The sequence below is a fragment of the Cobetia sp. 2AS genome (assembly GCF_029846355.1).
GTDB classification, from domain to species: Bacteria; Pseudomonadota; Gammaproteobacteria; order Pseudomonadales; family Halomonadaceae; genus Cobetia; species Cobetia amphilecti.
The window spans coordinates 468,662-491,953 of the sequence record NZ_JARWKQ010000002.1 but is presented as its reverse complement, the minus strand read 5'-3'; the positions used below and the strand labels follow the sequence as shown (position 1 = coordinate 491,953).

At 61.0% G+C, this 23,292-nt stretch carries 18 protein-coding genes; 13 read left to right on the top strand and 5 right to left on the bottom strand.

The features are described from left to right. Nucleotides 1–15 precede the first annotated feature (15 nt). The 5 genes from QD356_RS07215 to QD356_RS07195 all read left to right on the top strand — a co-directional run bounded on the left by QD356_RS07215 (nucleotide 16) and on the right by QD356_RS07195 (nucleotide 6,039). Complete coding sequence (locus QD356_RS07215) at nucleotides 16–1,032, top strand: phytanoyl-CoA dioxygenase family protein (RefSeq protein WP_192839348.1); 1,017 nt, start codon at nucleotides 16–18, stop codon at nucleotides 1,030–1,032. A gap of 441 nt (nucleotides 1,033–1,473) precedes the next feature. After that, nucleotides 1,474–2,547, top strand: coding sequence for a dTDP-glucose 4,6-dehydratase (gene rfbB, locus QD356_RS07210; RefSeq protein WP_192839347.1), 1,074 nt, complete (start codon nucleotides 1,474–1,476; stop codon nucleotides 2,545–2,547). 321 nt (nucleotides 2,548–2,868) lie between these two features. Further along, nucleotides 2,869–3,795, top strand: a complete 927-nt coding sequence (gene rfbA / locus QD356_RS07205) for a glucose-1-phosphate thymidylyltransferase RfbA (protein ID WP_192839346.1) — start codon at nucleotides 2,869–2,871, stop codon at nucleotides 3,793–3,795. A gap of 324 nt (nucleotides 3,796–4,119) precedes the next feature. Continuing rightward, entirely contained in the window at nucleotides 4,120–5,172 is a 1,053-nt protein-coding gene (locus QD356_RS07200) for a glycosyltransferase (protein ID WP_192839345.1), read from the top strand. 192 nt (nucleotides 5,173–5,364) lie between these two features. Beyond that, on the top strand, nucleotides 5,365–6,039 hold the full coding sequence (locus QD356_RS07195; protein ID WP_192839343.1) for a DUF938 domain-containing protein: 675 nt from the start codon (nucleotides 5,365–5,367) through the stop codon (nucleotides 6,037–6,039). A 182-nt stretch (nucleotides 6,040–6,221) separates the two neighbouring features. Here the strand turns inward: QD356_RS07195 and galU are convergent, their stop codons facing one another. The 5 genes from galU to QD356_RS07170 all read right to left on the bottom strand — a co-directional run bounded on the left by galU (nucleotide 6,222) and on the right by QD356_RS07170 (nucleotide 9,875). Beyond that, a complete protein-coding gene (galU, locus tag QD356_RS07190; protein WP_107334490.1) occupies nucleotides 6,222–7,106 on the bottom strand; it encodes a UTP--glucose-1-phosphate uridylyltransferase GalU in 885 nt (294 codons plus the stop codon). 511 nt (nucleotides 7,107–7,617) lie between these two features. Then, nucleotides 7,618–7,794 (bottom strand): hypothetical protein, encoded by a 177-nt coding sequence (locus QD356_RS07185; RefSeq protein WP_159055698.1) that lies wholly within the window; start codon nucleotides 7,792–7,794, stop codon nucleotides 7,618–7,620. Nucleotides 7,795–7,925: 131 nt separating this feature from the next. After that, nucleotides 7,926–8,243 carry a hypothetical protein gene (locus tag QD356_RS07180; RefSeq protein ID WP_192839341.1) on the bottom strand — a complete coding sequence of 106 codons (318 nt, stop codon included), beginning with the start codon at nucleotides 8,241–8,243 and terminating at the stop codon, nucleotides 7,926–7,928. A gap of 86 nt (nucleotides 8,244–8,329) precedes the next feature. After that, entirely contained in the window at nucleotides 8,330–8,698 is a 369-nt protein-coding gene (locus QD356_RS07175) for a PH domain-containing protein (protein ID WP_192839340.1), read from the bottom strand. Between the two features lie 280 nt (nucleotides 8,699–8,978). Further along, nucleotides 8,979–9,875: a LysR family transcriptional regulator gene (locus QD356_RS07170; RefSeq protein ID WP_192839338.1), complete on the bottom strand. Its 897-nt coding sequence runs from the start codon at nucleotides 9,873–9,875 to the stop codon at nucleotides 8,979–8,981. A 454-nt stretch (nucleotides 9,876–10,329) separates the two neighbouring features. On the opposite strand from QD356_RS07170, the gene QD356_RS07165 reads away from it, so the two are divergent. From QD356_RS07165 to QD356_RS07130, 8 genes are all read left to right on the top strand, one after another. Beyond that, nucleotides 10,330–11,847, top strand: a complete 1,518-nt coding sequence (locus QD356_RS07165; RefSeq protein ID WP_107334494.1) for a CoA-acylating methylmalonate-semialdehyde dehydrogenase — start codon at nucleotides 10,330–10,332, stop codon at nucleotides 11,845–11,847. Nucleotides 11,848–11,921: 74 nt separating this feature from the next. Then, nucleotides 11,922–13,721 carry a GMC family oxidoreductase N-terminal domain-containing protein gene (locus QD356_RS07160; protein WP_192839336.1) on the top strand — a complete coding sequence of 600 codons (1,800 nt, stop codon included), beginning with the start codon at nucleotides 11,922–11,924 and terminating at the stop codon, nucleotides 13,719–13,721. Nucleotides 13,722–13,747: 26 nt separating this feature from the next. After that, nucleotides 13,748–15,160, top strand: coding sequence for a CaiB/BaiF CoA-transferase family protein (locus QD356_RS07155; RefSeq protein ID WP_192839335.1), 1,413 nt, complete (start codon nucleotides 13,748–13,750; stop codon nucleotides 15,158–15,160). A 168-nt stretch (nucleotides 15,161–15,328) separates the two neighbouring features. After that, nucleotides 15,329–16,090 carry an enoyl-CoA hydratase-related protein gene (locus QD356_RS07150; RefSeq protein ID WP_131433075.1) on the top strand — a complete coding sequence of 254 codons (762 nt, stop codon included), beginning with the start codon at nucleotides 15,329–15,331 and terminating at the stop codon, nucleotides 16,088–16,090. A 68-nt stretch (nucleotides 16,091–16,158) separates the two neighbouring features. Continuing rightward, nucleotides 16,159–16,527 (top strand): tautomerase family protein, encoded by a 369-nt coding sequence (locus tag QD356_RS07145; protein ID WP_131432289.1) that lies wholly within the window; start codon nucleotides 16,159–16,161, stop codon nucleotides 16,525–16,527. Nucleotides 16,528–16,732: 205 nt separating this feature from the next. After that, nucleotides 16,733–18,370: a BCCT family transporter gene (locus QD356_RS07140; RefSeq protein WP_192839333.1), complete on the top strand. Its 1,638-nt coding sequence runs from the start codon at nucleotides 16,733–16,735 to the stop codon at nucleotides 18,368–18,370. Nucleotides 18,371–18,456: 86 nt separating this feature from the next. Next, complete coding sequence (locus QD356_RS07135; protein ID WP_192839332.1) at nucleotides 18,457–20,967, top strand: CoA transferase; 2,511 nt, start codon at nucleotides 18,457–18,459, stop codon at nucleotides 20,965–20,967. Between the two features lie 688 nt (nucleotides 20,968–21,655). After that, on the top strand, nucleotides 21,656–23,263 hold the full coding sequence (locus tag QD356_RS07130; RefSeq protein ID WP_192839331.1) for a BCCT family transporter: 1,608 nt from the start codon (nucleotides 21,656–21,658) through the stop codon (nucleotides 23,261–23,263). Nucleotides 23,264–23,292: the final 29 nt, after the last annotated feature.

The following is a 23,292-nucleotide window of genomic DNA, read 5'->3' as shown; positions in this document are numbered from 1 at the left end:
TAAAGAGGCCTTTTCATGTCGAACCATCTAAAGACATTGTCTGCTGGCCTTGCGGTACTGACAGGTGCCAAGTCCTTCGTGGCCAATCCTGTGCTGGGGAACCCCGGGCTGAATCGTCGTGGGCTTCATCTGGTGCGCTTGCGCGCCGCGCATTGGATGATGCGTGTACGTCAGGCCTGGTTTGCCTATGGGGTGCCACGAGAGCAGCGCAAGGCTTTTCAGCATGATGGCTACCTGCTGCTGGAGGATTTTCTGCCTGCGGAGCAGTACGAGCGGTTGGTCAGGGAGGCTGAGGGGGCACGTGGCGAGATTCGTCAGTGCCGCCAGGCAGATACCTTGACCCGTCGTCGTGTAATGGCGCCGGAAAATGTCGCAGCCTTGCCAGAAATGCAGGCCTTGATGCGTGACAAGCGGTTCCGGCGCCTGATGCGTTACTGCAGTGGCCATGCGCGACAGCCCATCATGCATCTGGAGCGTATTCACAATGGCGTGCTGGAAAGCCATGAGCGTGACCCCCAGAAGTCCCTGCATGTGGATACCTTCCAGCCCACCATGAAGTTCTGGCTGTATCTGCAGGATGTGACGCCTGCCCAGGGGCCTTTCATGTTTGTCCCGGGCTCCACGCGCATGTCGTCAGCGCGTCTGTCATGGGAAAGGCACATGAGCCTGATCGCACGCGACCATCCCAATCGATACACGCAGCGTGGGTCTTTCCGTCTGGATGAAGGGGATCTCGAGCGATTTGGTCTAGGCGAGGTCAAGCACTTTGCCGTCAAGGCCAACACACTGTTGATCGCCAATACCTACGGCATGCATGGGCGTGGTGAAGCAGAGCAGGGCAGTACACGCTTTGCACTGTGGGGGATGAGTCGCACGACTCCCTTTTCCCCCTTGCCAGGGCTTGGCTTCGAGTGGATCAATCGTCTCCAATATCGTGTGCTGGAAGCCGAGCGGCAGCGTGATGATCGCAAGGCCGCCGCGCGAGGTGAGAAGGCTTCCTGGTTCGTGCCTGCTGACAATGGGGATCTTTGATTCAGGCTCATGTGACAGGGCGTTGTGACAGCGCCAGGAGTCAGTGAGCTTTATTGCTGACGTCAGATTTTGCGTGTCATCAAGCCCTGAGGCTCATCCTTTAGCCACCTTGGCAAGCCAGGCCTCCCTCATGATGGACGAGAGAGTGAAAAGCCCCGTTCGCTACGCGTTCGGGGCTTTTTTGTGCCTGTCATACTGGAGACGGAGTCATCTCGCTCTCTATATAAGTTGGTTCTCATTATGTGGGTATGCCATTCGGGCGAGGAATTTCAGCTGTGATACTGCACGCTAATCGGCCAAGGGCGGGCGGGGCGGTGGCGTATCATCAGGAGACAACAAGGGACGAGCCTGGGGACGTTGCGTGGCAGCCCCATGACTCTGCCCTTGATTCTCTGCACTCTCAATTTTCTTTCTGCGCCGAGTGCGTGGCTGAGGTGAAGCATGAAGTTCCTGATTACCGGCGGTGCCGGGTTCATCGGCTCTGCCGTGGTGCGCGAGCTGATCGATTCGACGTCCCATGAAGTGGTCAACCTGGACAAGCTGACCTATGCGGGCAATCTGGATTCGCTGGAGTCCGTCAGTGATCATCCGCGGTATGTCTTCGAGCATGCGGACATCTGTGATGTTGAGGCGCTGGCACGAATCTTCAGTGTGCATCAGCCGGATATCGTCATGCACCTTGCCGCCGAGAGCCATGTCGATCGCTCCATCGATGGGCCGGAGGCCTTCATCGAAACCAACGTCATGGGCACCTGCCGGTTGCTGGAGGCGTCACGCCGTTACTGGAAGCAATTGGCATTGGTTAACCCTGCCAAGGCTGAGACATTCCGCTTCCATCATATCTCGACCGATGAGGTGTTTGGTGATCTTGCAGAGGATGACCCCGGCTTCACGGAGCAGACACCCTATGCGCCGAGTTCGCCCTATTCGGCCAGCAAGGCGGGGTCGGACCATCTGGTAAGAGCCTGGCAGCGGACCTTCGGTCTACCGACAGTGATGACCAACTGCTCGAACAATTATGGCCCCTATCACTTCCCCGAGAAGTTGATTCCCCTGACCATCCTCAATGCCCTGGCGGGCAAGCCACTGCCGGTGTATGGCAATGGCCATCAGGTGCGCGATTGGTTGTATGTCGAGGACCACGCGCGTGCCTTGATCAAGGTGGCGTGCGAGGCGCCGCTGGGGGAGAGCTACAACATCGGCGGGCATAACGAGCAGCGCAATATCGACGTGGTACGCCTGATCTGTGAGACGTTGGAAGCCTTGGTGCCGCAAAAGCCTGAAGGCCTTGCGCACTACCGTGATCTGATCACCTTCGTGACCGACAGGCCCGGGCACGATCTGCGTTATGCCATTGATGCCGACAAGATAGCGCGTGATCTGGGGTGGCGGCCGCAGGAGACCTTCGAGTCGGGCCTGCGCAGGACGGTTCAGTGGTATCTGGATAATCCTGAGTGGTGGCAGCGGATTCGTGATGGCCGCTATCAGGGAGAGCGTCTGGGCGCCGAGATCTGATCCGGGCACCATGCAGGAGCTGAAGTGACTCAACGGCCTGAGGTGTCTTTGCATGAGTCTCATCATGCTCCTGCCTTGCCCAGCTCTGAGCTATATATATTGTTTTAGTGATATTTTGATAAGCAGTGCAAATAGCAATAAAATGCGCAATTTTGCGGCGAAAACCATGCTGCAGGCGGCCTTCTTGCTGTTTACGCTATGAGCTGAATCAGATGCTGCGTCAGGGAGCCCGGTGAGCTTGTCAGTTCACTGGGTCAGGGAGCGTAGGCACTGACTGATCCGCGACGACAGCGGAAATTCAGCAGGGACAGGGAGCGTAACATGGCACGGAAAGGCATCATTCTCGCGGGGGGCTCCGGCACTCGCTTGCACCCGATCACGTTAGGCGTTTCAAAGCAGTTGCTGCCTATCTACGACAAGCCGATGATCTTCTATCCCGCCTCGGTCCTGATGTTGGCCGGTATCCAGGACATCATGATCATCTCGACGCCAGAGGACTTGCCGCAATATCAGCAGCTGCTGGGCAGTGGTGAGCAATATGGCGTTCGCTTTGAATATGCCGTGCAGCCTAGCCCGGACGGGCTGGCTCAGGCTTTCCTGATCGCCGAGGACTTCATCGGTGATGATGATGTCTGCCTGGTGCTGGGGGACAACATCTTCCATGGCCCCAACTTCACGGGTCAGCTCAAGCACGCCGCGTCCCGCGCCACGGGGGCGACCGTCTTCGGGTATCTGGTGCAGGACCCGGAGCGCTTTGGCGTGGTGGAGTTCGACGAGCAGGGCAAGGCGCTTTCCATCGAAGAAAAGCCTACCCATCCTCGTTCGCCCTTCGCGGTGACCGGCCTTTATTTCTACGACAACGATGTCGTGGAGATCGCCAAGCGCGTCAAGCCTTCCTCTCGGGGGGAGCTGGAAATCACCTGCATCAACAATGCTTATCTGGAGCGGGGCGACCTGCATGTCGAGCGCTTGGGGCGTGGCTTCGCCTGGCTGGATACCGGCACGCATGACAGCCTGCTGGAGGCTGGGCAGTACGTGCAGACCATCGAGCATCGTCAGGGGCTCAAGATCGCTTGCCTGGAAGAGATCGCCTGGGGCAATGGCTGGATCGATGACGATGAGATGTTCGCGCTCGGCCAGCGCCTCAGCAAGACTGGCTATGGTCAGTACCTGCTCAAGCGTCTGGAGGATGTGCGCCGTGCCACCGCACTCGGTGAAGACCGCCACGAACTGATACGCGTGGCGTGATGAGAGTCAGCTTCACGCAAGGCACATGACCCGATTCGACATCGGGTTCATCAACCCCCAAGGCCCGCAGCTAACCCTGCGGGCCTTGTCGTTTCTGGTCTTGGGGCCGTCCAATCGGGCGCTGCCAGCGACGATTCAGCCCCAACGCAGGTAACACGTTGATTACATCCGCTACACACCAGCAAAATTTGAGTGGTGTGATGCCCAGAAATCATTAAGCTCAAAGTAAGCGTCCCAGAGTCAGTGTGTGCTCTCGCTCGCGCTTGTTTGGCGGTGACGCCGAACGTGCCGGGACCATGAATGCCTCGAGTAAAGGAGACTGACATGACCGCCTTCCCGACCACTCCTCGTTGGATCGTACTCAGTGATGAAGCCCAGGCGCTGGAAGATATCTACTTCTTCCTGCCTGCCATGGCCGCGTTGCGCAAGGAAGGCACACGTGTCGAGCGTTTTGAAACCCGCCGCTGGAAGTTCTCCCCCAAGCTTGCCCAGGCGCGCCTCACCGGCGCCTGCCTACTGATCGCGCGGAGCCTGGGGCGAGAATGGATCGAGATGCTGGAAACACACCGTGAGCAGCACGGCCGTATCTGCTACCTCGTCGATCATCTGTATTCGCCTGAGCTGTTGGCAGCGGAGCAGGGCACCTCCACCCCTGAAGCAGGCGCTGAGTCTGAAGCTGCCCAATTGCAGCAGCGATTGTTCGCGCTGGCGGATGAGGTCGTCGTGGTCAGCGAGCAGCTGGAGGCCGCTCTGGCGAGCCTGCACCCCAACGTCAGCCTGTTGACGCCACCACTGACCGGTAAGGTGCCGGGTCTGCATCATCTCGAGCAGAGCGACTGGTGCATCGGCTTTCACGGCACTCTGGCGCATCGTGAGGACATCCTCACACTGGCCCCGGTGCTGCGCGATATCCAGACGCGGCATTCGGACAGTGAGGTGGAACTGATGATGGGCCGTCATCTGCCGCTGGCGCTCAGCGATATTCCCCGCCTCAAGACGATGGAGGCCGTCAGTTGGGAGGCCTTTCAGGATTATTGCTCGCGGCGTCGGATCGCCATCGGTCTGGCGCCCTTGATGGAAAACTCCGACAACCGTGCCGCTTCCTGGCTACGATTTCTCGATATCACCCGCATGGGCGGGGTGGGCATCTACAGTCGCAGGGCGCCCTATGTGGATCTGATCGAGGACGGCGTCGATGGCCTGTTGGTGGGGGATGACCCGGCTGAATGGACAGCCGCCCTCGAGCGCCTGCTGGGCGATCGTGATGCGACGCGTGCCATGGCGCACAACGCCCAGCACAAGGCCCATGAGGTGGGGGACCCCCTGCGAGTGCTGGATTTCTGGCGGGCACGTTCGACGGTGGCGCGTGCCCGCTAGCGGAGCGGGTTCGTCTGTAATGGAATGCTATAGATCGCGGAAACGAGATAGTCCGGACGAGATAGCCTGATCGAAATCACCCGATCCAATCACTGTTTGCTCAAGCGCCGTGCCCCTCAGGGGTGCGGCGCTTTGTTATTATCTAGCCATCTTTTCGTTCTGAGTCATTTGTCCTGTTGAAAGGAGTGCTGCATGGCCACCCCCGAGTTACCCGATGACTTGCCCAGCGCGACGTCGCGATCATCGCAGAAGGATGCAGAGGTGGCGCACAGTCAGCGTCTCGCGAGCCCAGCGGTCGCTCGCAATCGTGACGTGATTCTCGATGTTCTGCGGGATGTGCTGGCACAGCGACGTCAGGTGCTGGAACTGGCCAGTGGCAGCGGCGAGCACGCGGTGCATTTCGCCTACGGATTGCCTCATCTGGAATGGCAACCCAGCGATGCCAGCCCGCGAGCACTGCAATCGATCGTGGATTGGCGCGCCGAAGCCGCACTGCCCAACCTCAAGGCGCCGATCACGCTGGATGTGCAGGCCGAGTGGCCTGAGGTGGCCTGCGATGCGCTGGTGGCGATCAATCTGATCCACATCTCGCCGTGGCGGGTCACGTCCGAGCTGATGTTGCAGGCCGGTCGACGCCTTCCGAAGGACGGCGTGCTGTATCTCTACGGCCCCTACAAGCGGGGAGGGCAGCACACGGCGCCGAGCAACGAAGGCTTTGATGTGCTGCTCAAGAGCCGCAATCCGCTATGGGGCGTGCGTGATCTGGAAGCGGTCATCGAGGAAGCGGAGCGCAACGGCTTGCGGCTCGACAAGGTGGTCGAGATGCCGGCGAACAATCTGAGTGTGGTCTTTCGGCATCAAGGGTAGAGGCGCGCCCTTGCATACTGAGCGAGTCGATAGTGTACAAATCAATGGGGTGAGGGCGGTGAATGCAACGGCCCCTGTGATCAAAGGATACAGGGGCCGAAGTATCAGGGATGAAAACAGTATGGTCAGGGCTTTAGCCCGTACGATACATGATTGATCCTGATGAAATGCATCAAGGACGGTTACTTGTCCTGATAGCGTGTCAGCAGCTCGCGGAAGCCTTCGCCGAAGGTCGGGTGACGCTTAGCGAAGGATAGCGTCGCTTCGAGATAGCCCAGCTGGTGGCCACAATCGTAGGTGTCACCCGCCATACGGTATGCCGCGACTGCCTTGTCATCACGCAGGGTGTCGATGGCATCGGTCAGCTGAATTTCACCACCAGCGCCAGGCGGTGTGTTCTCGAGCAGCTCGAAGATACGCCCCGGCAGCAAGTAACGACCGATGACAGCAAGAGTCGAGGGCTCGGTGCCCGCTGGCGGCTTTTCGACCATGCCAGTGATTCTGGCCGACTCGCCTGCTTCCGGTGCATCACCGTCGAGTGCGACGATACCGTACTTGTAGGCCATTTCTTGCGGGACATTCTCGACCATGATCTGCGCTGCCTGGGTGGCTTCATAGGCCTCCATCATCTGCGCGAGATCGTTCTTTTGCAGACCTTCTCCGTCGACCAGTACGTCGGGCAGCATGACGACAAATGGTTCGTCGCCGACAATCGGTTTGGCGCACAGGACGGCGTGTCCCAGACCCAGAGGTTCAGGCTGGCGCACGCTGATGATCTTGACGTCATCCGGGATGATGTTGCGCAGTTGTTCGAGCAGTTCGAGCTTGCCCTTGGCTTCCAGAGTTGTCTCCAACTCGAAGTGCTTGTCGAAGTGGTTCTCGATGGCGCTCTTGCTTGAATGCGTCACCAGGACGATTTCCTTGATACCGGCCGCGACCGCTTCTTCCACCACATATTGGATCACCGGCTTGTCGACAATGGTGATCATTTCCTTGGGGATGGCCTTGGAGGCCGGGAGGCAACGGGTGCCCAGGCCTGCTACAGGCAGTACAGCCTTGCGTATCATGAATCGTCTTCCTTGTTGATATATCCTGACGGCGCTTGGCGCCTGATGAAGTGGCCCCGGTAGCGAAAGTGACGTCGCCCCGTGCACCACATGAGGTAGATTATGCCAGCCCGAGGCTTTCGGGTGAAATCAGGGCCCTTTGAGGTTCGGGGCTGGGCGCAAGCAGTTGCCCATAGTGGAGTATCCGATCGCTGGTGCAAGCAACTACTTGAATCGCCTCCTTACCTTCAATAAGGGCCGCTATCTATGTACCTATATGTGTATTGATGCTTCCAACCTGACTGACATCAAACGGGGAATACCACAGCCCCTCCGCCACGCAACGAACGTTATAAAGAAGCCTGCTTGCGTAAGGTTGAGTGCAACGGGGAGACGCAAGCGAAAGCGATAGCGCCGGCCTGGGAGGTGGTCCAGCGGGCAGTGTCGAGGAAGGCGGAGTTTACCGGGGCAGACGTTTCCAGGCGATAGATTCGCGAAGGGCTACACATCAGGCTACCCCAGTGTCGGTAACTCACGCGTCTGGCGTCTCGCCGCCGTCGTCTTCCTTGAGCGAGCCTTCTGCCAGAGGGGATGAGAAAGGTTGCGGGTCGTGAGAGGCAGACCTTGCGTCACTTTCCATAGTAAAGGGCAGCAGGGCTGACAACAGGACAGCCGCGAACAGCGAGAACAATGAATCGAAGTGTTTCATGCGCATACCCCTCTAGACCGTGAGTGTGTCTACAGAGCCTATGCCGCCCAAGGCGTGATTGCCTTTCGGTAATCTCGATATGGGCTAGTGGCGCAACCGATGTCACCCCCTCAGGCCTAGTGGCCGAGGTATCAGCGAACGTCGGGTTCTCGCTCGGTATCATTCCAGTCGATCACATGGCTGATGATCTTCCACCCGGCCTTGCGTGCCGCTTTCTCGGCATGGATGCGCGCTTCCATTCGCGAGATGCTGTCGGTCTGCACCGTGAAGGGTACTTCCAATGCCAGTCGCTTCTGCTTGACGCCAAGCGTCACCCGCAGTCCCTTGAGGGGAGTGGTGGTCTCTCTGGCGCGTGGTGCTTCAGGACGCGCGCGAGGAGCGGTCTCGCGGGAGGTTGAGCTGGCGGTTCTGTTGGTACTGCGCACGAACTTGTCGAGTTCGCGTTTCATGCTTTCTTCGAATTGGTCGACTGACATGTCACTCATCTGGGTAACCCCGTTTGATCAAAGGAATTCACATCTGAAGCAGCAGGGAGTCAACACACATAGGTGGTGATGACTTGCGAGATTTCGGTAAGGCGTGTCTTGCCGGTAAATTCAAATCTCACCGTACCGAGTGCCGAGAAATAGATCGTGAGCTCTGAATCAAGATCAAAGGTGCCGGAAGTTTCGATGGAATAGGTTTCAATCTTCTTGTAAGGGAGGGAGGTGAAGTCTTTCTTGCTGCCTGTCAATCCTTGAACATTGACAGCGATAATACGCTTGTTGGTAAACACGACCCCGTCACGCATTGATTTATAGGCTGAAATGATTTCTTCGCCATCGGTCAGCAGGTCATTGACGCGTTCGGCATATTCATCGTTCTGTTTGAGTTTGAAAAAGCCTTTGTTATTGAAATCTATCATTGTATTACCTTGTGATTCGACAGTGCTGCCATCTGGGGATACTTCGATAGCGCATGAGCAGAGGCCATCCCTCGGCCTCTGGCGGGACATGCGGTTTTTTTCAGTATCACGACTAGAATAATCCATCCCGCGCCAACGGAGTAGCCCCGTGCCCTGACTCCAGAGCTCCGAGGTGATCAAGTGTGCTGCATGGCCGTGCAAGAAGGGAGAACGCGGAATGCACACCGGCCTCTCTGGTCAGCATGACGCTTGCTGTCCGGTCTCGGGAGGCCTCCTTCCTTCACTCGGACGGCCAGACCTCTTCGAGACTTTGCAGAGCGGCTTCGACACAGGGTTCGTGTTGCTTGTCGTGACGCCATACCACGCTCAAGGCGCAGGGCAGGCGGGTATCCGGCACGATATTGAGGCCGCGCTCCTGACGCTCGGCCAGCGCCAATACATCGCGGGCCAATGTCAGTCCGACGCCGGCTCGCACCAGGTCCAGCATGCAGACTTCCTGATCCACCTGCGCGACGCGGTGGGGGGTGCACTGACTGTCACGCATGGCATGCGCCAGCAGGCGTGAGTGAACGGAATTTTCCGGCGTCACGATCCACGGCAGGGCGGCCAGGGAGGGCCAGTCAGTCTCCGTCAGGCGCGATGACCAGCCGCTGGGGGCGAGAATGAAATAGTCGAAGAATGCCAGCTCGCGATAACAGAGGGAGTCGTCGCGTGGGCCTTCTCCGGGGGGAGCGAGGTAGAAGCCGATTTCCAGCTCATTCTGGCGCAGCGCCTTGAGGACACAGCCGCTCATGCCGTGGTGGAGTTCCGTTTCCAGATTGGGCGCGCGTTCCAGTAGATGGCGCAGCAAGCTGCCCAGACGAATGAATTCCGGGTCGACGATGGTGCCGATGCGCAGCTTGCCGCGCACTGTGCTGTGCAGTGCCGCGGCGGCCTGCTCGAAGCCACGTGCGCTGGCCAGGGTCTTCTCGGCACTGGGCAGCAAGGCCTGGCCATCGGCCGTCAACAACAGGCCATGGGGGTGACGCTCGAACAGGCTCAATCCCAGGCCTTCCTGCAATTGCTTGAGCTTGAGGCTGATCGCGGGCTGGGTGAGGTGCAACGCCTGCGCCGCTCGCGACACGCTGCCGGTGCGCGCCACGGTGACAAAGGCATTGAGTCGGGACAGATCCTGCATCAGTGACATCCATGTGTTTGGCATTTTCTGGCCGGCGAGACGCGTGCTGCTGGCCCTGCATCACGCATTGTGGCCTGAATGCGTTCGCTGCCACCTATTGGCCATTGGTCGCGGTAAGCCGTGTTCACCCGGGACAGTCTTCGTGATCGAAGCGCCTGCCGCTGTCGGTACTCCTTCCTTCTTTTTTGTTGTAACTGGTTGATTATAAAGGATTGAATGTTGCTCTGGTTCTCGAGGCAAGAGGAGGAGTTTTCGAGCGAAATCGGATATCAGCAATCGTTATATCTCACCCAAGAATTACTCAATTGCACCCTGCGCGTGGCGGCGTAATTTCATGAACACCTGCTGATGGCATGTCCTCGTTCGTCATTGACCAGGCGAAGGACCTTCAGCGCCAGACATGTGCATGACACAGGCTTATTCCTATAAAACACCGCCAGCGGAGATCAGCACCATGACGACAGCAGCCAACGCTATCCAGCATTTCATCAACGGCCAGGTGACCCGAGGCGATTCCAGCGCCACTCAGGATGTCTTCAATCCGGCCACCGGCAAGGTGACCGGCCAGGTCGCGCTGGCACGCAACAGTGATGTCGATGCCGCCGTGGCTGCTGCCGACGCCGCCTTCCCGGCCTGGGCCGACACGCCGCCGATTCGCCGTGCCCGAGTGATGTTCAAGTTCCTCGCGCTGCTCAACGAGCACAAGGACGAGCTGGCGGAGGCGATCACCCGCGAGCACGGCAAGGTATTCACCGACGCCCAGGGCGAAGTGGCACGCGGCATCGATATCGTCGAATTCGCCTGCGGTATCCCGCAGCTGCTCAAGGGTGACTTCACCGATCAGGTCAGCACCGGCATCGACAACTGGACGATGCGCCAGCCGCTGGGCGTCGTCGCCGGCATCACGCCTTTCAACTTCCCGGTGATGGTGCCGATGTGGATGTTCCCGGTGGCCATCGCGGCAGGCAACAGCTTCGTGCTCAAGCCGAGCCCGTTGGACCCCAGCGCCTCGCTGATGATGGCGGACCTGCTCAAGCAGGCGGGCCTGCCGGATGGCGTCTTCAACGTGGTGCAGGGCGACAAGGATTCCGTCGAGGCGCTGATCGATCATCCCAAGGTGCGCGCCCTGTCCTTCGTGGGCTCGACCCCGATCGCCAACCTGATCTACGAGCGCGGCGCCCGTCACGGCAAGCGCATCCAGGCACTGGGTGGCGCCAAGAACCACATGGTGGTGATGCCGGACGCCAATCTCGACAAGGCGGTGGATGCCCTGATCGGCGCGGCCTACGGTTCCGCCGGCGAGCGCTGCATGGCCATCAGCGTCGCGGTGATGGTGGGCGATGTGGCGGACACCCTGGTGCCGCGTCTGGCCGAGCGTGCCCGCGAGCTCAAGATCAAGGACGGCATGAACCTGGATGCCGAGATGGGCCCGATCGTCACCCGTCAGGCGCATGAGCGTATCTGCGGTTACATCGAAAAGGGCGTCGCGGAGGGCGCCGAGATGATCGTCGACGGGCGTGAATTCACCGGCAACGATATCGGCGGCGACAGCACTGAAGGCTTCTGGATGGGCGGCACGCTGTTCGATCACGTCACGCCGGACATGACCATCTACAAGGAAGAGATCTTCGGCCCGGTCCTGGCCTGTGTCCGCGTGCCGGACGTCGCGACCGCCATCCAGCTGATCAACGACCACGAATTCGGCAACGGCGTGAGCTGCTTCACCGAGAGCGGCAGTGTCGCGCGGGAATTCGGGCGCCGCATTCAGGTCGGCATGGTCGGCATCAACGTGCCGATTCCGGTCCCGATGGCCTGGCACGGTTTCGGTGGCTGGAAGAGCTCCCTGTTCGGGGATACCCACGCCTACGGAGAAGAGGGTGTGCGTTTCTATACCAAGCAGAAGTCCATCATGCAGCGCTGGTCGGATTCCATCGATGCCGGTGCCGAATTCGCCATGCCGACGGCCAAGTAAGTCGCTCGCGACTGCGGTCATCTGCATTCTGGTTATCTACCAGCATACGCCAGCTGTCTGGAGAGGGACGCGCCATGTCAGACAACAAGAACAATCCGCATCGATCCCCGGAGGGCGAGCAGGACGCTCGCCCCGCCAAACCGGGCGACGATCTCTCTGAATTCGATTACATCATCGTGGGCGCCGGTTCCGCCGGCTGCCTGATGGCCAATCGCCTCAGCGCCAACCCTGACCACCGCGTGTTGCTGGTCGAGGCGGGCGGACGTGACAACTACCACTGGATTCACATTCCGGTGGGCTATCTGTACTGCATCAACAATCCGCGCACCGACTGGATGTTCCGCACCGAGCCGGACAAGGGACTCAACGGCCGTTCGCTGATCTATCCGCGCGGCAAGACGCTGGGCGGCTGTTCCAGCATCAACGGCATGATCTACATGCGCGGCCAGGCGCGGGATTACGATCACTGGGCCGAGGTGTCCGGAGACGACGAGTGGCGTTGGGAGAAGTGTCTGGCTGACTTCATGCGTCACGAGGACCACGCGCTGCTGGATGACGGCGCCAGCAGTGACCCTGAGCAGCGTGATTTCCATGGTCACGGTGGGGAATGGCGCGTCGAGCGTCAACGCCTCAACTGGGAAGTGCTGGATGACTTCGCCAGTGCGGCCGAGCAGGCCGGCATTCCGCGCACCAAGGATTTCAATCGCGGCAGCAATGAAGGGGTGGCCTATTTCGAGGTCAACCAGCGTGCGGGCTGGCGCTGGAACACGGCCAAGGCCTTCCTGCGCCCGGCGCTCAAGCGCAGCAACCTGACGCTGTGGCATTCCACCCAGGTCAATCGTCTGCTGTTCGCGGGCGACGAGCAGGGCATGGGGGCTGACACAGGGTCTGAAACAGAGGCTGGCACAGGGGCGGCGGACGCAGCGAAGGAGGCGAAGGACGCCTCCGATCTGCGATGCACGGGGCTGCAGGTCGAGCGTGATGGCAAGGTCATCAACCTCTCGGCGAAGCGTGAGGTCGTGCTGTGTGCCGGCGCCATCGGCTCGCCACATCTGCTGCAGGTTTCGGGCGTCGGGCCCAGGGCATTGCTGGAGGAACACGGCGTCGAGGTGGTCAAGGACCTGCCCGGCGTCGGCGAGAACCTGCAGGACCACCTGCAGATTCGCTCGGTCTACAAGGTCACCAATGCCAAGACTCTGAACGCCATGGCCAGCACCTTGCTGGGCAAGATGGGCATCGGCATGCAGTACCTGTTCAAGCGTTCCGGGCCGATGAGCATGGCGCCGTCGCAGCTGGGGGCCTTCACGCGCAGCAGCGATGACTACGCCCATCCCAACATCCAGTACCACGTCCAGCCGCTGAGCCTCGAGGCCTTCGGGCAGCCGTTGCATCCCTTCCCGGCGATCACCGCGAGTGTCTGCAATCTCAACCCCACCAGCCGTGGCACGGTGCGTCTGCAGAGCGCCGACCCGCGTCAGGCCCCGGCCATCGCGCCCAACTACCTGAGCACGGAAGAAGACCGCAAGGTCGCGGCCGATTCCTTGCGGGTCACGCGGCGTATCGCCTCCCAGCCTGCCTTCGCGCGTTACAAGCCCGAAGAGATCAAGCCAGGGGTCGAGTACCAGACTGATGAAGAGCTCGCCAGGCTCGCTGGCGATATCGGCACCACCATCTTCCATCCGGTGGGCACCACGCGCATGGGGCGCGCGGATGACCCGATGGCGGTGGTCGACAGCCGTCTGCGTGTGCGCGGTATCCAGGGATTGCGGGTGGCCGATGCCGGCATCATGCCGACCATCGTCAGCGGCAATACCAACTCGCCGACCCTGATGATCGCGGAAAAAGCCGCGGGATGGATCCTGAACGCACAGTAATACGCCACGACTTTGGGAGTTGACCGATGGCCATCTCGACGCAGACGGAACTCAAGAAGGGGCCACTGGACGGGATCACCGTGCTGGATTTCTCACGGGTACTCGCCGGGCCTTATTGCACCATGGTGCTGGCTGACCTGGGCGCACGTGTCATCAAGGTGGAGAAGATCGGGACCGGAGACGATACCCGCGAATTCGGTCCCTTCGTGGAGGGAGAAAGCGCCTATTTCAGCTGCTTCAACCGCAACAAGGAAAGCATCGTGCTGGACATCAAGTCGCCTCGTGACCGCGAGCTGCTTGAGCGCCTGCTGGATGAGGCGGATGTGCTGGTGGAGAACTTCCGCCCCGGGGTGATGGACCGCCTGGGCTATGGCCCTGAGCGCCTGGCCAGAACGCATCCTCACCTGATCTATTCCTCGATCTCGGGCTTCGGGCACACCGGCCCCTTCAGCGAACTGCCCGGCTACGACATGGTCGTGCAGGCCATGGGCGGCATCATGAGCCTGACCGGCTGGCCTGATGGAGAGCCCGCCCGCGTGGGGACCAGCTTTGGCGACCTGAGCGCGGCGCTGTTTGCGGCGGTGGGCATTCTCGCATCGCTTTATAGCCGCACTCGGGATGCCCAGGGCACGCGGGTGGATATCGGCATGCTCGACTGCCAGGCGGCGCTGATGGAAACGGCGCTGGCGCGCTTCGATATCGAGGGCAAGGTGCCGCATCGCACCGGCGATTGCCATCCTTCGCTGGCGCCGTTTGAAAGCTTCAATGCGCAGGATGGCAAGCTCGTCATCGCGGCCGGCAACGACACCTTGTTCCTGTTGATGGCCGATGCCATCGGCGCGGCGCGGTTGGCCTTCGATCCGCGTTTTCTCAGCAACGACATGCGCTGCAGGAATCGTCCGGAACTGGTGATCGAGATGGAAATGATCCTGGTGCAGCAGCCGGTTCAGCATTGGGTGGATCTGCTCAATGAGGAGGGCGTGCCGTGCTCGCCGATCAATACCATCGACAAGCTGTTCGATCACCCGCAGCTGAAGGCCCGCAACATGATCGTTCAGGTCCAGGGTAAGGCCGGCAAGCCATTCAGGACGGCGGGCAATCCGATCAAGCTCACGGGGCGCCGGGACATCGACAGTCAGGTGCCCTGCAGTGCGCCGGGCCTTGGCCAGCATCGCGAGGCGATTCTGGACGAGTTGATGGCACGCCATGGTGCCTATCATCTGCCCGAATCTGACCGCCAGAAGCACGGCGGGCAGCCTGTCGAGAATGGTAGCGAACAGAGCGGTGATCAGAGCAGCGAGAATGGCAGCGCAGAGAAGGCCCGTCCGGCTCGCAAGTCATCAAGTAGCGACGCGAAAACGCGCGGCGCAGTGCCAGACGCCGCGTCATCCAGTGACGCGTCATCGCCCAGTACCGCAACGTCCTGCGATACGCAGTAAGTAAGCGGCTAGGCCGAATTTACGCAGAAGTTACGCCAGGACTCACGCCAGAGCTCACGCCAGAGTGACGCCACCCGACATCGGGAGACAAGAATGAACAAGATGGTGAAATCGCAACCCCAGGCCAAACAGCCGGCGTCTGACGCGCCGGAGCCGGAAACTCTCGAGATGATCGTCGTCGAGCGCCGCGAGCGCGTCGGGTTGATCATCCTCAATCGCCCCAAAAGCCTGAATGCGCTCAACCGCCAATTGGCCGAGGAGACGCTGGCGGTCCTCCGCGAGCTGGACGCCGACCCGGGCATCGGCGCCATCGTCATCACCGGCAATCCCCGCGCCTTTGCCGCCGGTGCGGACATCGAGGAAATGGCCGAGAAGTCTTTCACTGATTTCTACATGGATGACTTTCTCTCGCCCTGGGACGAGGTGCGCAGGATTTCCAAGCCGATCATCGCCGCCGTCAGTGGTTTTGCCCTCGGTGGCGGCTGTGAACTGGCCCTGCTGTGCGACTTCATCATCGCCTCGGAAGACGCCCAGTTTGGCCAGCCGGAAATCAAGCTGGGCATTCTGCCGGGCATCGGCGGATCACAGCGCCTGGCCCGCTCGGTCGGCAAGGCGATGACGATGGATATGGTATTGACCGGTCGCAACATCGGCGCTCAGGAGGCCAAGGAGATTGGCCTGGTGGCGCGGGTCGTGCCCAAGGATGAGTTGATGCAGAACGCGCTCGAGGCCGCGCATACCATCGCGGGCTACAACACGCCGGCGGTCAAGATGGCCAAGTCAGCCGTCAACACGGCATTCGAGACCCCGCTCAATGAGGGGCTTCGTCAAGAGCGTCTGCTCTTTCAGGCCGCCTTCGCGACCGAGGGGCAGAAGGAGGGCATGAGCGCCTTCGTTGCCAAGCGAGCGCCGGTCTTCCGTCATCGCTAGGCCCCGGGGTCTGGCAAGTTCGATGTTCATTCACCGCACCCCTTGCCCGGGTGCAAGCGGAGGCCATGATGCCCTTTGTCACCATCAATGTTCTGAAAGGCAAGTCTGATGCTTATCGCAAGGCGATTGCCGATGAGGTCAATGCCGCCGTCATCGAGACCCTGGATTTCCCGGCAGATGATCGCTACCAGGTGATCCATGAATGTGCCGATCAGGACCTCGAATTCCAGTCACGCGATCAGGACCGCGTGATGATGCATCTGGTGATGCGCAGCGGAAAGCCGGACCAGGCCAAGAAGGCGTTCTACGCCAGAGTGGTCGAGGCGCTGGGCAGAAACCCGGGGATTGCCCCCGGCAACGTCCTGATCACGATCTCGGAGAATCACGATATCGATTGGTCCTTCGAAGATGGTATTGCGCAATTCTGTCCCGATTGAGCGGGACTGACGAGTCTCGGCATCGTTTGTGCTGTGTCTGAGACGTGACGGCAATCGATGTGACGCGTCAGAGCTTCCGACTTTGGACAGCCAGACCCTTTAGACCCTTTCAACACCATGCGTTGAGTGGTCCACCAGCGATACGCCAATCGCGGTGGGCCTCGCCTAAACACCGAATCGCATAACCACAATAACGGTGATCAACATGAGCAGTTCTGCGCCCAAGACGGCTTCCGGCAGCGGGAGCCCGACACGCGAGCCCCGCGCCTCCCACAAGGCCCGCGACGAGATCGACTGGCGGGTTTTCCTGCCCTCGGTGCTCGTCATCGCTGGCCTCATCATTCCCATCATCCTGTTTCCCGAGTCCGGTGAGGCTGCCGTCAATGCGGCCTTCGCCTTCGCGACCGGCAATTTTGGCTGGCTTTACCTGCTGGCGGGCTTCTCCGTCGTCGTGTTCCTGATCGGTCTGGCGTTCAGCCGCTACGGCAACGTCCGTCTGGGCGGTCCGCAGGACACGCCGGAGTTCTCGTATTTCAGTTGGGTCGCGATGATCTTCGCCGGCGGCATCGGTATCGCCATCGTCAACTGGGCGTGGGTCGAACCGATCTACTATTTCACCGGCCCGCCATTTGACGTCAAGGCCGGCAGTGATGCGGCCGCCGAGTGGGCGCTGGCCTATGGCCAGTTCCATTGGGGGCTGACGCCCTGGGCGTTCTATTGCCTGCCGGCGATTCCCATCGCCTATTCCATGTATGTGCGCAACCGCCCGGGCGTGCGTCTGTCCGTGGCCTCCAGCGGCGTGCTCGGCAAGCGGGCCGATGGCTGGTGGGGCGTGTTGCTGGATGCCGTGGTGGTATTCGGCATAGTCGGCGGTGTCGGCACCTCGCTGGGGCTGGCGGTGCCGCTGGTATCACGACTGCTTGGCGATCTGCTGGGCATCGAGCCGTCCTTTGCGCTCAATCTTGGGGTGCTGCTGATCTGGACGGCGATCTTCTCCGCCAGTGTGTGGTTCGGGCTGGCCAAGGGCATCAAGATTCTCTCCGACATCAACGTGATTCTAGCCATCGCCTTGCTGGCCTTCACCTTCATCGCCGGGCCGTCGCTGTTCATGGTGGAAGGCTGGGTCAACAGTCTCGGCACCATGCTGTCGAGCTTCGTGACCATGAGCCTGTGGACCGACCCGGTGGGCGATTCGACCTTCTGGAAGGACTGGACCGTCTTCTACTGGGCCTGGTGGATCGCCTACGCGCCGATGATGGGGCTGTTCGTCGCCCGTATCTCGCGAGGGCGCACCATCCGTGAGCTGATCATCGCCGAGCTGGTGTTCGGCTCGCTGGGCTGCTGGGTGTTCTTCGCGGTCTGGGGCGGCTATGCGCTGGACCTGCAGGTGAGTGGCACCCTGGATGTCGCGGCTGCACTCAGTGACGGCGGTATCCCCGGCGCCGTGTCCGCGATTCTCGCCACGCTGCCGTTCTCCGAGCTGATCACCGCAAGCTTCATCCTGCTGTGCTTCATCTTCCTCGCCACCACCCTGGATAGCTCGGCCTATGTGCTGGCGTCGGTGACCACCCGTGAGCTCTCCGGGTATCAGGAGCCCAAGCGCAGCGTGCGTCTGATCTGGGCCTTTCTGATCGCCGGTGTCGGGGTGGCATTGATCCAGCTGGGCGGCCTCAAGGCGGTGCAGACCTCCACTATCGTGGTCGCGCTGCCGATGATTCCGGTACTGTTCATCCTGACCTGGTCGCTGGTGCGCTGGTTGCGCCAGGACTTCGCGCGCAAGGTGCTCGAACCGCATCTGGTGCTGGAGACTCCCAGCCCGCGCGATGACGCCAAGCCTCGCTGAGTGCACTTTTTCCTGTCTCTCTCAACACATGACGCTCACCGGGGCTGACGCAACCCGCATGCCCCCCGGACAGAAGGACCGCACCGATGACAACCCACTCCGAAACCCGCCTGCCGCTGACTGACGTCAAGGTCATCGATTTCGGTCAATACATGGCGGGCCCGGCCGTCGCCATGATCCTCGCCGACCTGGGCGCCACCGTGGTTCACGTCGACCCGCCCGGCGGGCCGATGTGGCAGTCGCCGGCCAACGCCACGCTCAATCGCAACAAGCTGATCGTCTCGCTGAACCTCAAGTCCGAGGAGGGCGTCGAGCAGGCGCTGGCGCTGATCGAGGAGGCCGACATCGTGATCGAGAGCTTCCGCCCCGGGGTCATGAAGCGGCTGGGCATCGACTTCCAGGCCCTGCGCGAGGAGCGCAATGAGCTGATCACGCTGTCGATTCCCGGCTTTGCCTCCAATGACACCCTGCGCCGCGACTGGCGCGCCTTTGAGAGCGTGATCGCCGCCAACTCCGGCGTCTTCACCGACATGGGTCTCAACCGGGTGCTGATGGGCATCAATCCGTCCTTCTCGCCGCTGCCGCTGGGCTCGGCCTACGGCACCATGCTGGCGGCTTCCTCGGTGGTGCTGGCGCTGCAGGCCCGCGAGCGGACCGGCATGGGCGACGAGATCGAGGTGCCGCTGGTCTGCGCGCTGATGGAAGGGCTCTGCTACAACTCGATCAAGATCGAGGGCCTGCCGGAGCGCTACAAGACCCAGCGCGAGAAGGAGATCGAACGTCGGCGTATCGAAGGCCAGCCGATGAATCTCGACTACGACGAGCTGCAGGAGCTGCTCGATCCCTTCTATCGCAGCTACAAGTGCAAGGATGGCCGCATGTTCTATGTGGTCTGTCCGAGTCACCGCGAGCACGCCAAGCGCTGTCTGAAGGTACTGGGCCTCTACGATGAGCTGGTCGCCGAAGGCATGAGCGAGGAGCCGGATACCTATCGCCCGAGCAGCGAATGGCAATCCGACATGTCGCTGGGCGTCTATCCGTTGCCCAAGTCCTGGGCGGACCATATCGCGGCGCGCATGAAGGAAGTCTTCCTCACGCGTACCTCCAAGGAATGGGAGAAGATCTTCGGCAAGGGCAAGTTCCCCGGCGCGCCGCAGCGCTGGCTGCAGGAGTGGATCCACGATGACCACGCCGAGACGGCGGGCCTGATGGTTGAGGTCGAGGACCCGGAATTCGGGCTGATGATCCAGCCCGGCCCGATGGTGTGGATGGCCGACAGCGGACAGGAGATGCTGACGCCCAGGCCGCGGCGCTGGGTGAGCGTCACCCATGCGCTGTCGGTGTTGACCCGCATCGAGACCAAGCTGCCGCGGGTGCGGGCACGCAATGCCCGCGATGGCTGGCTGGAAGGCGTCAAGATTCTGGATCTGTGCAACGTGATCGCCGGGCCGCACTCGGTGGCGTATCTGGCGCGCTTCGGTGCCGAGGTCATCAAGGTCGACCCGGCCAAGCCGTTCTATGACTGCTGGAATACCGTCATCTTCGGCCTGTCGCACATGCGCTCCAAGCGCTCGCTGCTGACCGACGTCAGACAGCCCCGCGGGCGCGCCATCCTGGATGAGCTGATTCGCCAGAGTGACGTGGTGGTCTGGAATGCCACCGACCGGCAGGTGGCCTCCATGGGCCTGAGCGAGGAGGCCATGCGCGAGCTGAATCCGGACGCCGTCTTCTGTCAGCTGGACTGCTTCAGTGGCGTGCTGCCCGGGCCGCGCACCAACTACCTCGGCTATGACGATCTGGTGCAGGCCACCACCGGCATCATGCTGCGCTTCGGTGGCAGCATGGACACTCCCGAGGAGCATGCTCACGTCGGCACCATCGATGTCATGTGCGGCTTTGGCGCATCGCTCGGGATTGCCACCGCGCTGTATCGCAAGCTCAAGACCGGTCGCACCTCGCGCATCAAGACCTCGCTGTCGGCACTGAGCGGTCTGGCCCAGCTGCCGTTCTGCTATGACTATGAGCGCCGTGGCCTGTTCGACGAGCCGTCCGGTCGTGAGGCGACTGGCTATGATGATCTGGCGCGTTTCTATTCAGCCTCCGATGGCATCCTGCTGGTCAGTGTCTATGAGTCGGAGCTGGAGAAATTCCGCAAGGTCGAGGGGTTGGAAGAATTGCCGGAAATCCCGCGTGAGGAGCGCGCCGCCTACCTGGCACCGCGTTTCATCAGCGCGCGAGCCAATGACTGGGTCGAGCGACTGCAGGCGGCGGATATCGCCGCGGCCGTGTGCGAGAACCTGGAGACATTGCGCTCCTACAACGTCCACCCGGCTGGCGAGCGGACCGGGATCGATGCCGGCAGCTATTCATTCTCGGTCTACTCGGACCACCCCAGCGGTCACGAGATCACCCAGCTTGATCCCTACGCCATCCGTCCGCGGCGTGGACGCATCTACCCGCTGTCGCCGGCCGAGAAATACGGCGCCTCGACTCGCTCGGTACTCAAGGGGCTTGATCACAGCGATGAAGAGATCGACCAGTTGATCGAGGAGGGCGTGGTGTCCGAAAGCTGGAGCGAGGAGTACCTGCCAAGCTGATCCCGCCATACGGTACCTGTCCACCGAGGGCCGCCGACTGAAGGCAGTCGATAGCGCCTTGGACGTTCCAACGCCCCATCTCGTGATTCACGAGGTGGGGCGTTTTTGTGACCTAGTACGTCAGCCAGTGCTGATCGCTCAAGACCGGCTTGTCTGACCCTGAGCTGGCAGGGGGGCAGCTTCCGGCGCATGAGAAGTGCTCAAGCGCTGAGCGTCTTGTGACACGAGGTGAACGTTGACGATGCTGCTCTTGATAGTGGCGCATCGGTTGGCATGACCCTCGTGATGCAAGGGGCGGTAAGACTGCCGCGTCAGGTGCTGGCTTCTGCGTGACAGTCGCCGCTCATGAGCGCTTGAGACCCCCAGGCCGCCGACATTGACGTGTCGGCGGCCTGTTCGCGTCTGGTGGAAACTTGGTCGAGGAGGGCGCGAAGAAGGCATGAGGAGAGCGCGAGGAGGGGGAGCGCGCAGCGCAGGGTTAATGAATAAAATTCATGTTTGCATGAGAAAATACCGTGTCGCGATTCATGCTCCCCGCGGTTGCCGAGAAAGTATAATGCGCGTGGAATAAAAAAATGTATAATACTGCGCTCTTTTCATTACGAAAAATTATTGAATACAGCGAACTGCCCGAGCAAGAGCGACGTCTCGCCCCTCTTGCTCGGGCTTTCTCACTAAGGTGGTAGTCGTGCAAGAAGCAGTTCCCCCCGCCAGTGATGGCGATCATCTGGACCCGCGTGTCTTCATCCCCGCCGTATTGGTCATCCTGGCCTTCATCGGCCCGGTCATCCTGTTCCCGGAGGCCAGCACCGCGCTGATCAATGCCGCTTTCTCCTTCGCCACCGGCAAGTTCGGCTGGCTGTATCTGGTGGCCGGCCTGAGCGTCGTCGGATTCCTCATCTGGCTGGCCTTCAGCCGCTACGGCAACGTCCGACTGGGCGGGGCAGAGGACACGCCCGATTTCTCCTACTTCAGCTGGGTGGCGATGATCTTCACCTGCGGGATGGGGATCGCGATCGTCAACTGGGCGTGGGTCGAGCCGATCTACTATTACACCTCGCCGGCCTATCACGTGGCGGCCAAGAGCCGTGAGGCCGCGGAGTGGGCGCTGGCCTTCGGTCAGTTCCACTGGGGGCTTACGCCGTGGGCCTTCTACTGCCTGCCGGGCCTGCCGATCGCCTACTCCATGTACGTCAAGAAGCGCCCGGGCGTGCGTCTGTCCGTCGCCTCGCGCGGTGTGCTGGGCCGTCATGCGGATGGCGCCTGGGGCGTGTTGCTGGATTCCATCGTCGTGTTCGGGATCGTCGGCGGCGTCGGCACCTCGCTGGGGCTGGCGGTACCGCTGGTATCTCAGCTGGTCAGTGGCATCCTCGGCATGGAAGCCAACTTCGGGCTGGAAGTCGCGGTGCTGTGCATCTGGACGGCGATGTTCTCCGCCAGTGTCTGGTTCGGTCTGGCCAAGGGCATCAAGATTCTCTCCGACGTCAACGTGATCCTGGCGATCTTCCTGCTGGCCTTCACCTTCATCGTCGGTGACTCGCAGTTCATGGTCGAAGGCTTCGTCAACAGCCTCGGCAAGACCCTGGGCAACTTCATCCCGATGAGCCTGTGGACCGACCCGGCGGGGGATTCCACCTTCTGGAAGGACTGGACCGTCTTCTACTGGGCCTGGTGGATCGCCTACGCGCCGATGGTGGGTCTGTTCGTGGCGCGTATCTCGCGCGGCCGTACCATTCGTGAGCTGATCATCGCGGAGCTGGTGTTCGGCTCGCTGGGAACCTGGGTATTCTTCGCGGTGTGGGGCGGTTACGCGCTGGATCTGCAGATCAGCGGCGCGCTGGACATCAAGGCGCTGCTGGACAGCGGCGGTATCCCGCTGGCGGTGGAAGGCATTCTGCAGACCCTGCCGTATGCCAAGCTGGTCACGGTGGCCTTCATTCTGCTGTGCTTCATCTTCCTGGCGACCACGCTGGACAGCTCGGCCTACGTGCTGGCCTCGGTGACCTCACGCAAGCTGTCCGGGTATCAGGAACCCAAGCGCTCGTTCCGCTTGATCTGGGCCTTCCTGATCGCGGCCGTCGGGGTCGCGCTGATCCAGTTGGGTGGCCTGCAGACGGTGCAGACCTCGACCATCGTGGTGGCGCTGCCGATGATTCCGGTGATGTTGATTCTGGCGCTCTCGATGCTGCGCTGGCTCAAGAATGACTTCCCCAAGGAAGAGCTGAATCCGGTACTGGTCATCGATGACATGCCGGCCTTCCAGCGCAAGCCGAAGAAGACGAATCGCCAGGCCTAACCGCGCCATGCGCTGAAAGAGACGGCGCA

What these genes read in the sequence shown, in the direction of transcription:
- QD356_RS07215 (WP_192839348.1), top strand. Translation starts at nt 16, where the DNA reads ATGTCGAACCATCTAAAGACATTGTCTGCTGGCCTTGCGGTACTGACA.
- rfbB (WP_192839347.1), top strand. Translation starts at nt 1,474, where the DNA reads ATGAAGTTCCTGATTACCGGCGGTGCCGGGTTCATCGGCTCTGCCGTG.
- rfbA (WP_192839346.1), top strand. Translation starts at nt 2,869, where the DNA reads ATGGCACGGAAAGGCATCATTCTCGCGGGGGGCTCCGGCACTCGCTTG.
- QD356_RS07200 (WP_192839345.1), top strand. Translation starts at nt 4,120, where the DNA reads ATGACCGCCTTCCCGACCACTCCTCGTTGGATCGTACTCAGTGATGAA.
- QD356_RS07195 (WP_192839343.1), top strand. Translation starts at nt 5,365, where the DNA reads ATGGCCACCCCCGAGTTACCCGATGACTTGCCCAGCGCGACGTCGCGA.
- galU (WP_107334490.1), bottom strand. Translation starts at nt 7,106, where the DNA reads ATGATACGCAAGGCTGTACTGCCTGTAGCAGGCCTGGGCACCCGTTGC.
- QD356_RS07185 (WP_159055698.1), bottom strand. Translation starts at nt 7,794, where the DNA reads ATGAAACACTTCGATTCATTGTTCTCGCTGTTCGCGGCTGTCCTGTTG.
- QD356_RS07180 (WP_192839341.1), bottom strand. Translation starts at nt 8,243, where the DNA reads ATGAAACGCGAACTCGACAAGTTCGTGCGCAGTACCAACAGAACCGCC.
- QD356_RS07175 (WP_192839340.1), bottom strand. Translation starts at nt 8,698, where the DNA reads ATGATAGATTTCAATAACAAAGGCTTTTTCAAACTCAAACAGAACGAT.
- QD356_RS07170 (WP_192839338.1), bottom strand. Translation starts at nt 9,875, where the DNA reads ATGCAGGATCTGTCCCGACTCAATGCCTTTGTCACCGTGGCGCGCACC.
- QD356_RS07165 (WP_107334494.1), top strand. Translation starts at nt 10,330, where the DNA reads ATGACGACAGCAGCCAACGCTATCCAGCATTTCATCAACGGCCAGGTG.
- QD356_RS07160 (WP_192839336.1), top strand. Translation starts at nt 11,922, where the DNA reads ATGTCAGACAACAAGAACAATCCGCATCGATCCCCGGAGGGCGAGCAG.
- QD356_RS07155 (WP_192839335.1), top strand. Translation starts at nt 13,748, where the DNA reads ATGGCCATCTCGACGCAGACGGAACTCAAGAAGGGGCCACTGGACGGG.
- QD356_RS07150 (WP_131433075.1), top strand. Translation starts at nt 15,329, where the DNA reads ATGATCGTCGTCGAGCGCCGCGAGCGCGTCGGGTTGATCATCCTCAAT.
- QD356_RS07145 (WP_131432289.1), top strand. Translation starts at nt 16,159, where the DNA reads ATGCCCTTTGTCACCATCAATGTTCTGAAAGGCAAGTCTGATGCTTAT.
- QD356_RS07140 (WP_192839333.1), top strand. Translation starts at nt 16,733, where the DNA reads ATGAGCAGTTCTGCGCCCAAGACGGCTTCCGGCAGCGGGAGCCCGACA.
- QD356_RS07135 (WP_192839332.1), top strand. Translation starts at nt 18,457, where the DNA reads ATGACAACCCACTCCGAAACCCGCCTGCCGCTGACTGACGTCAAGGTC.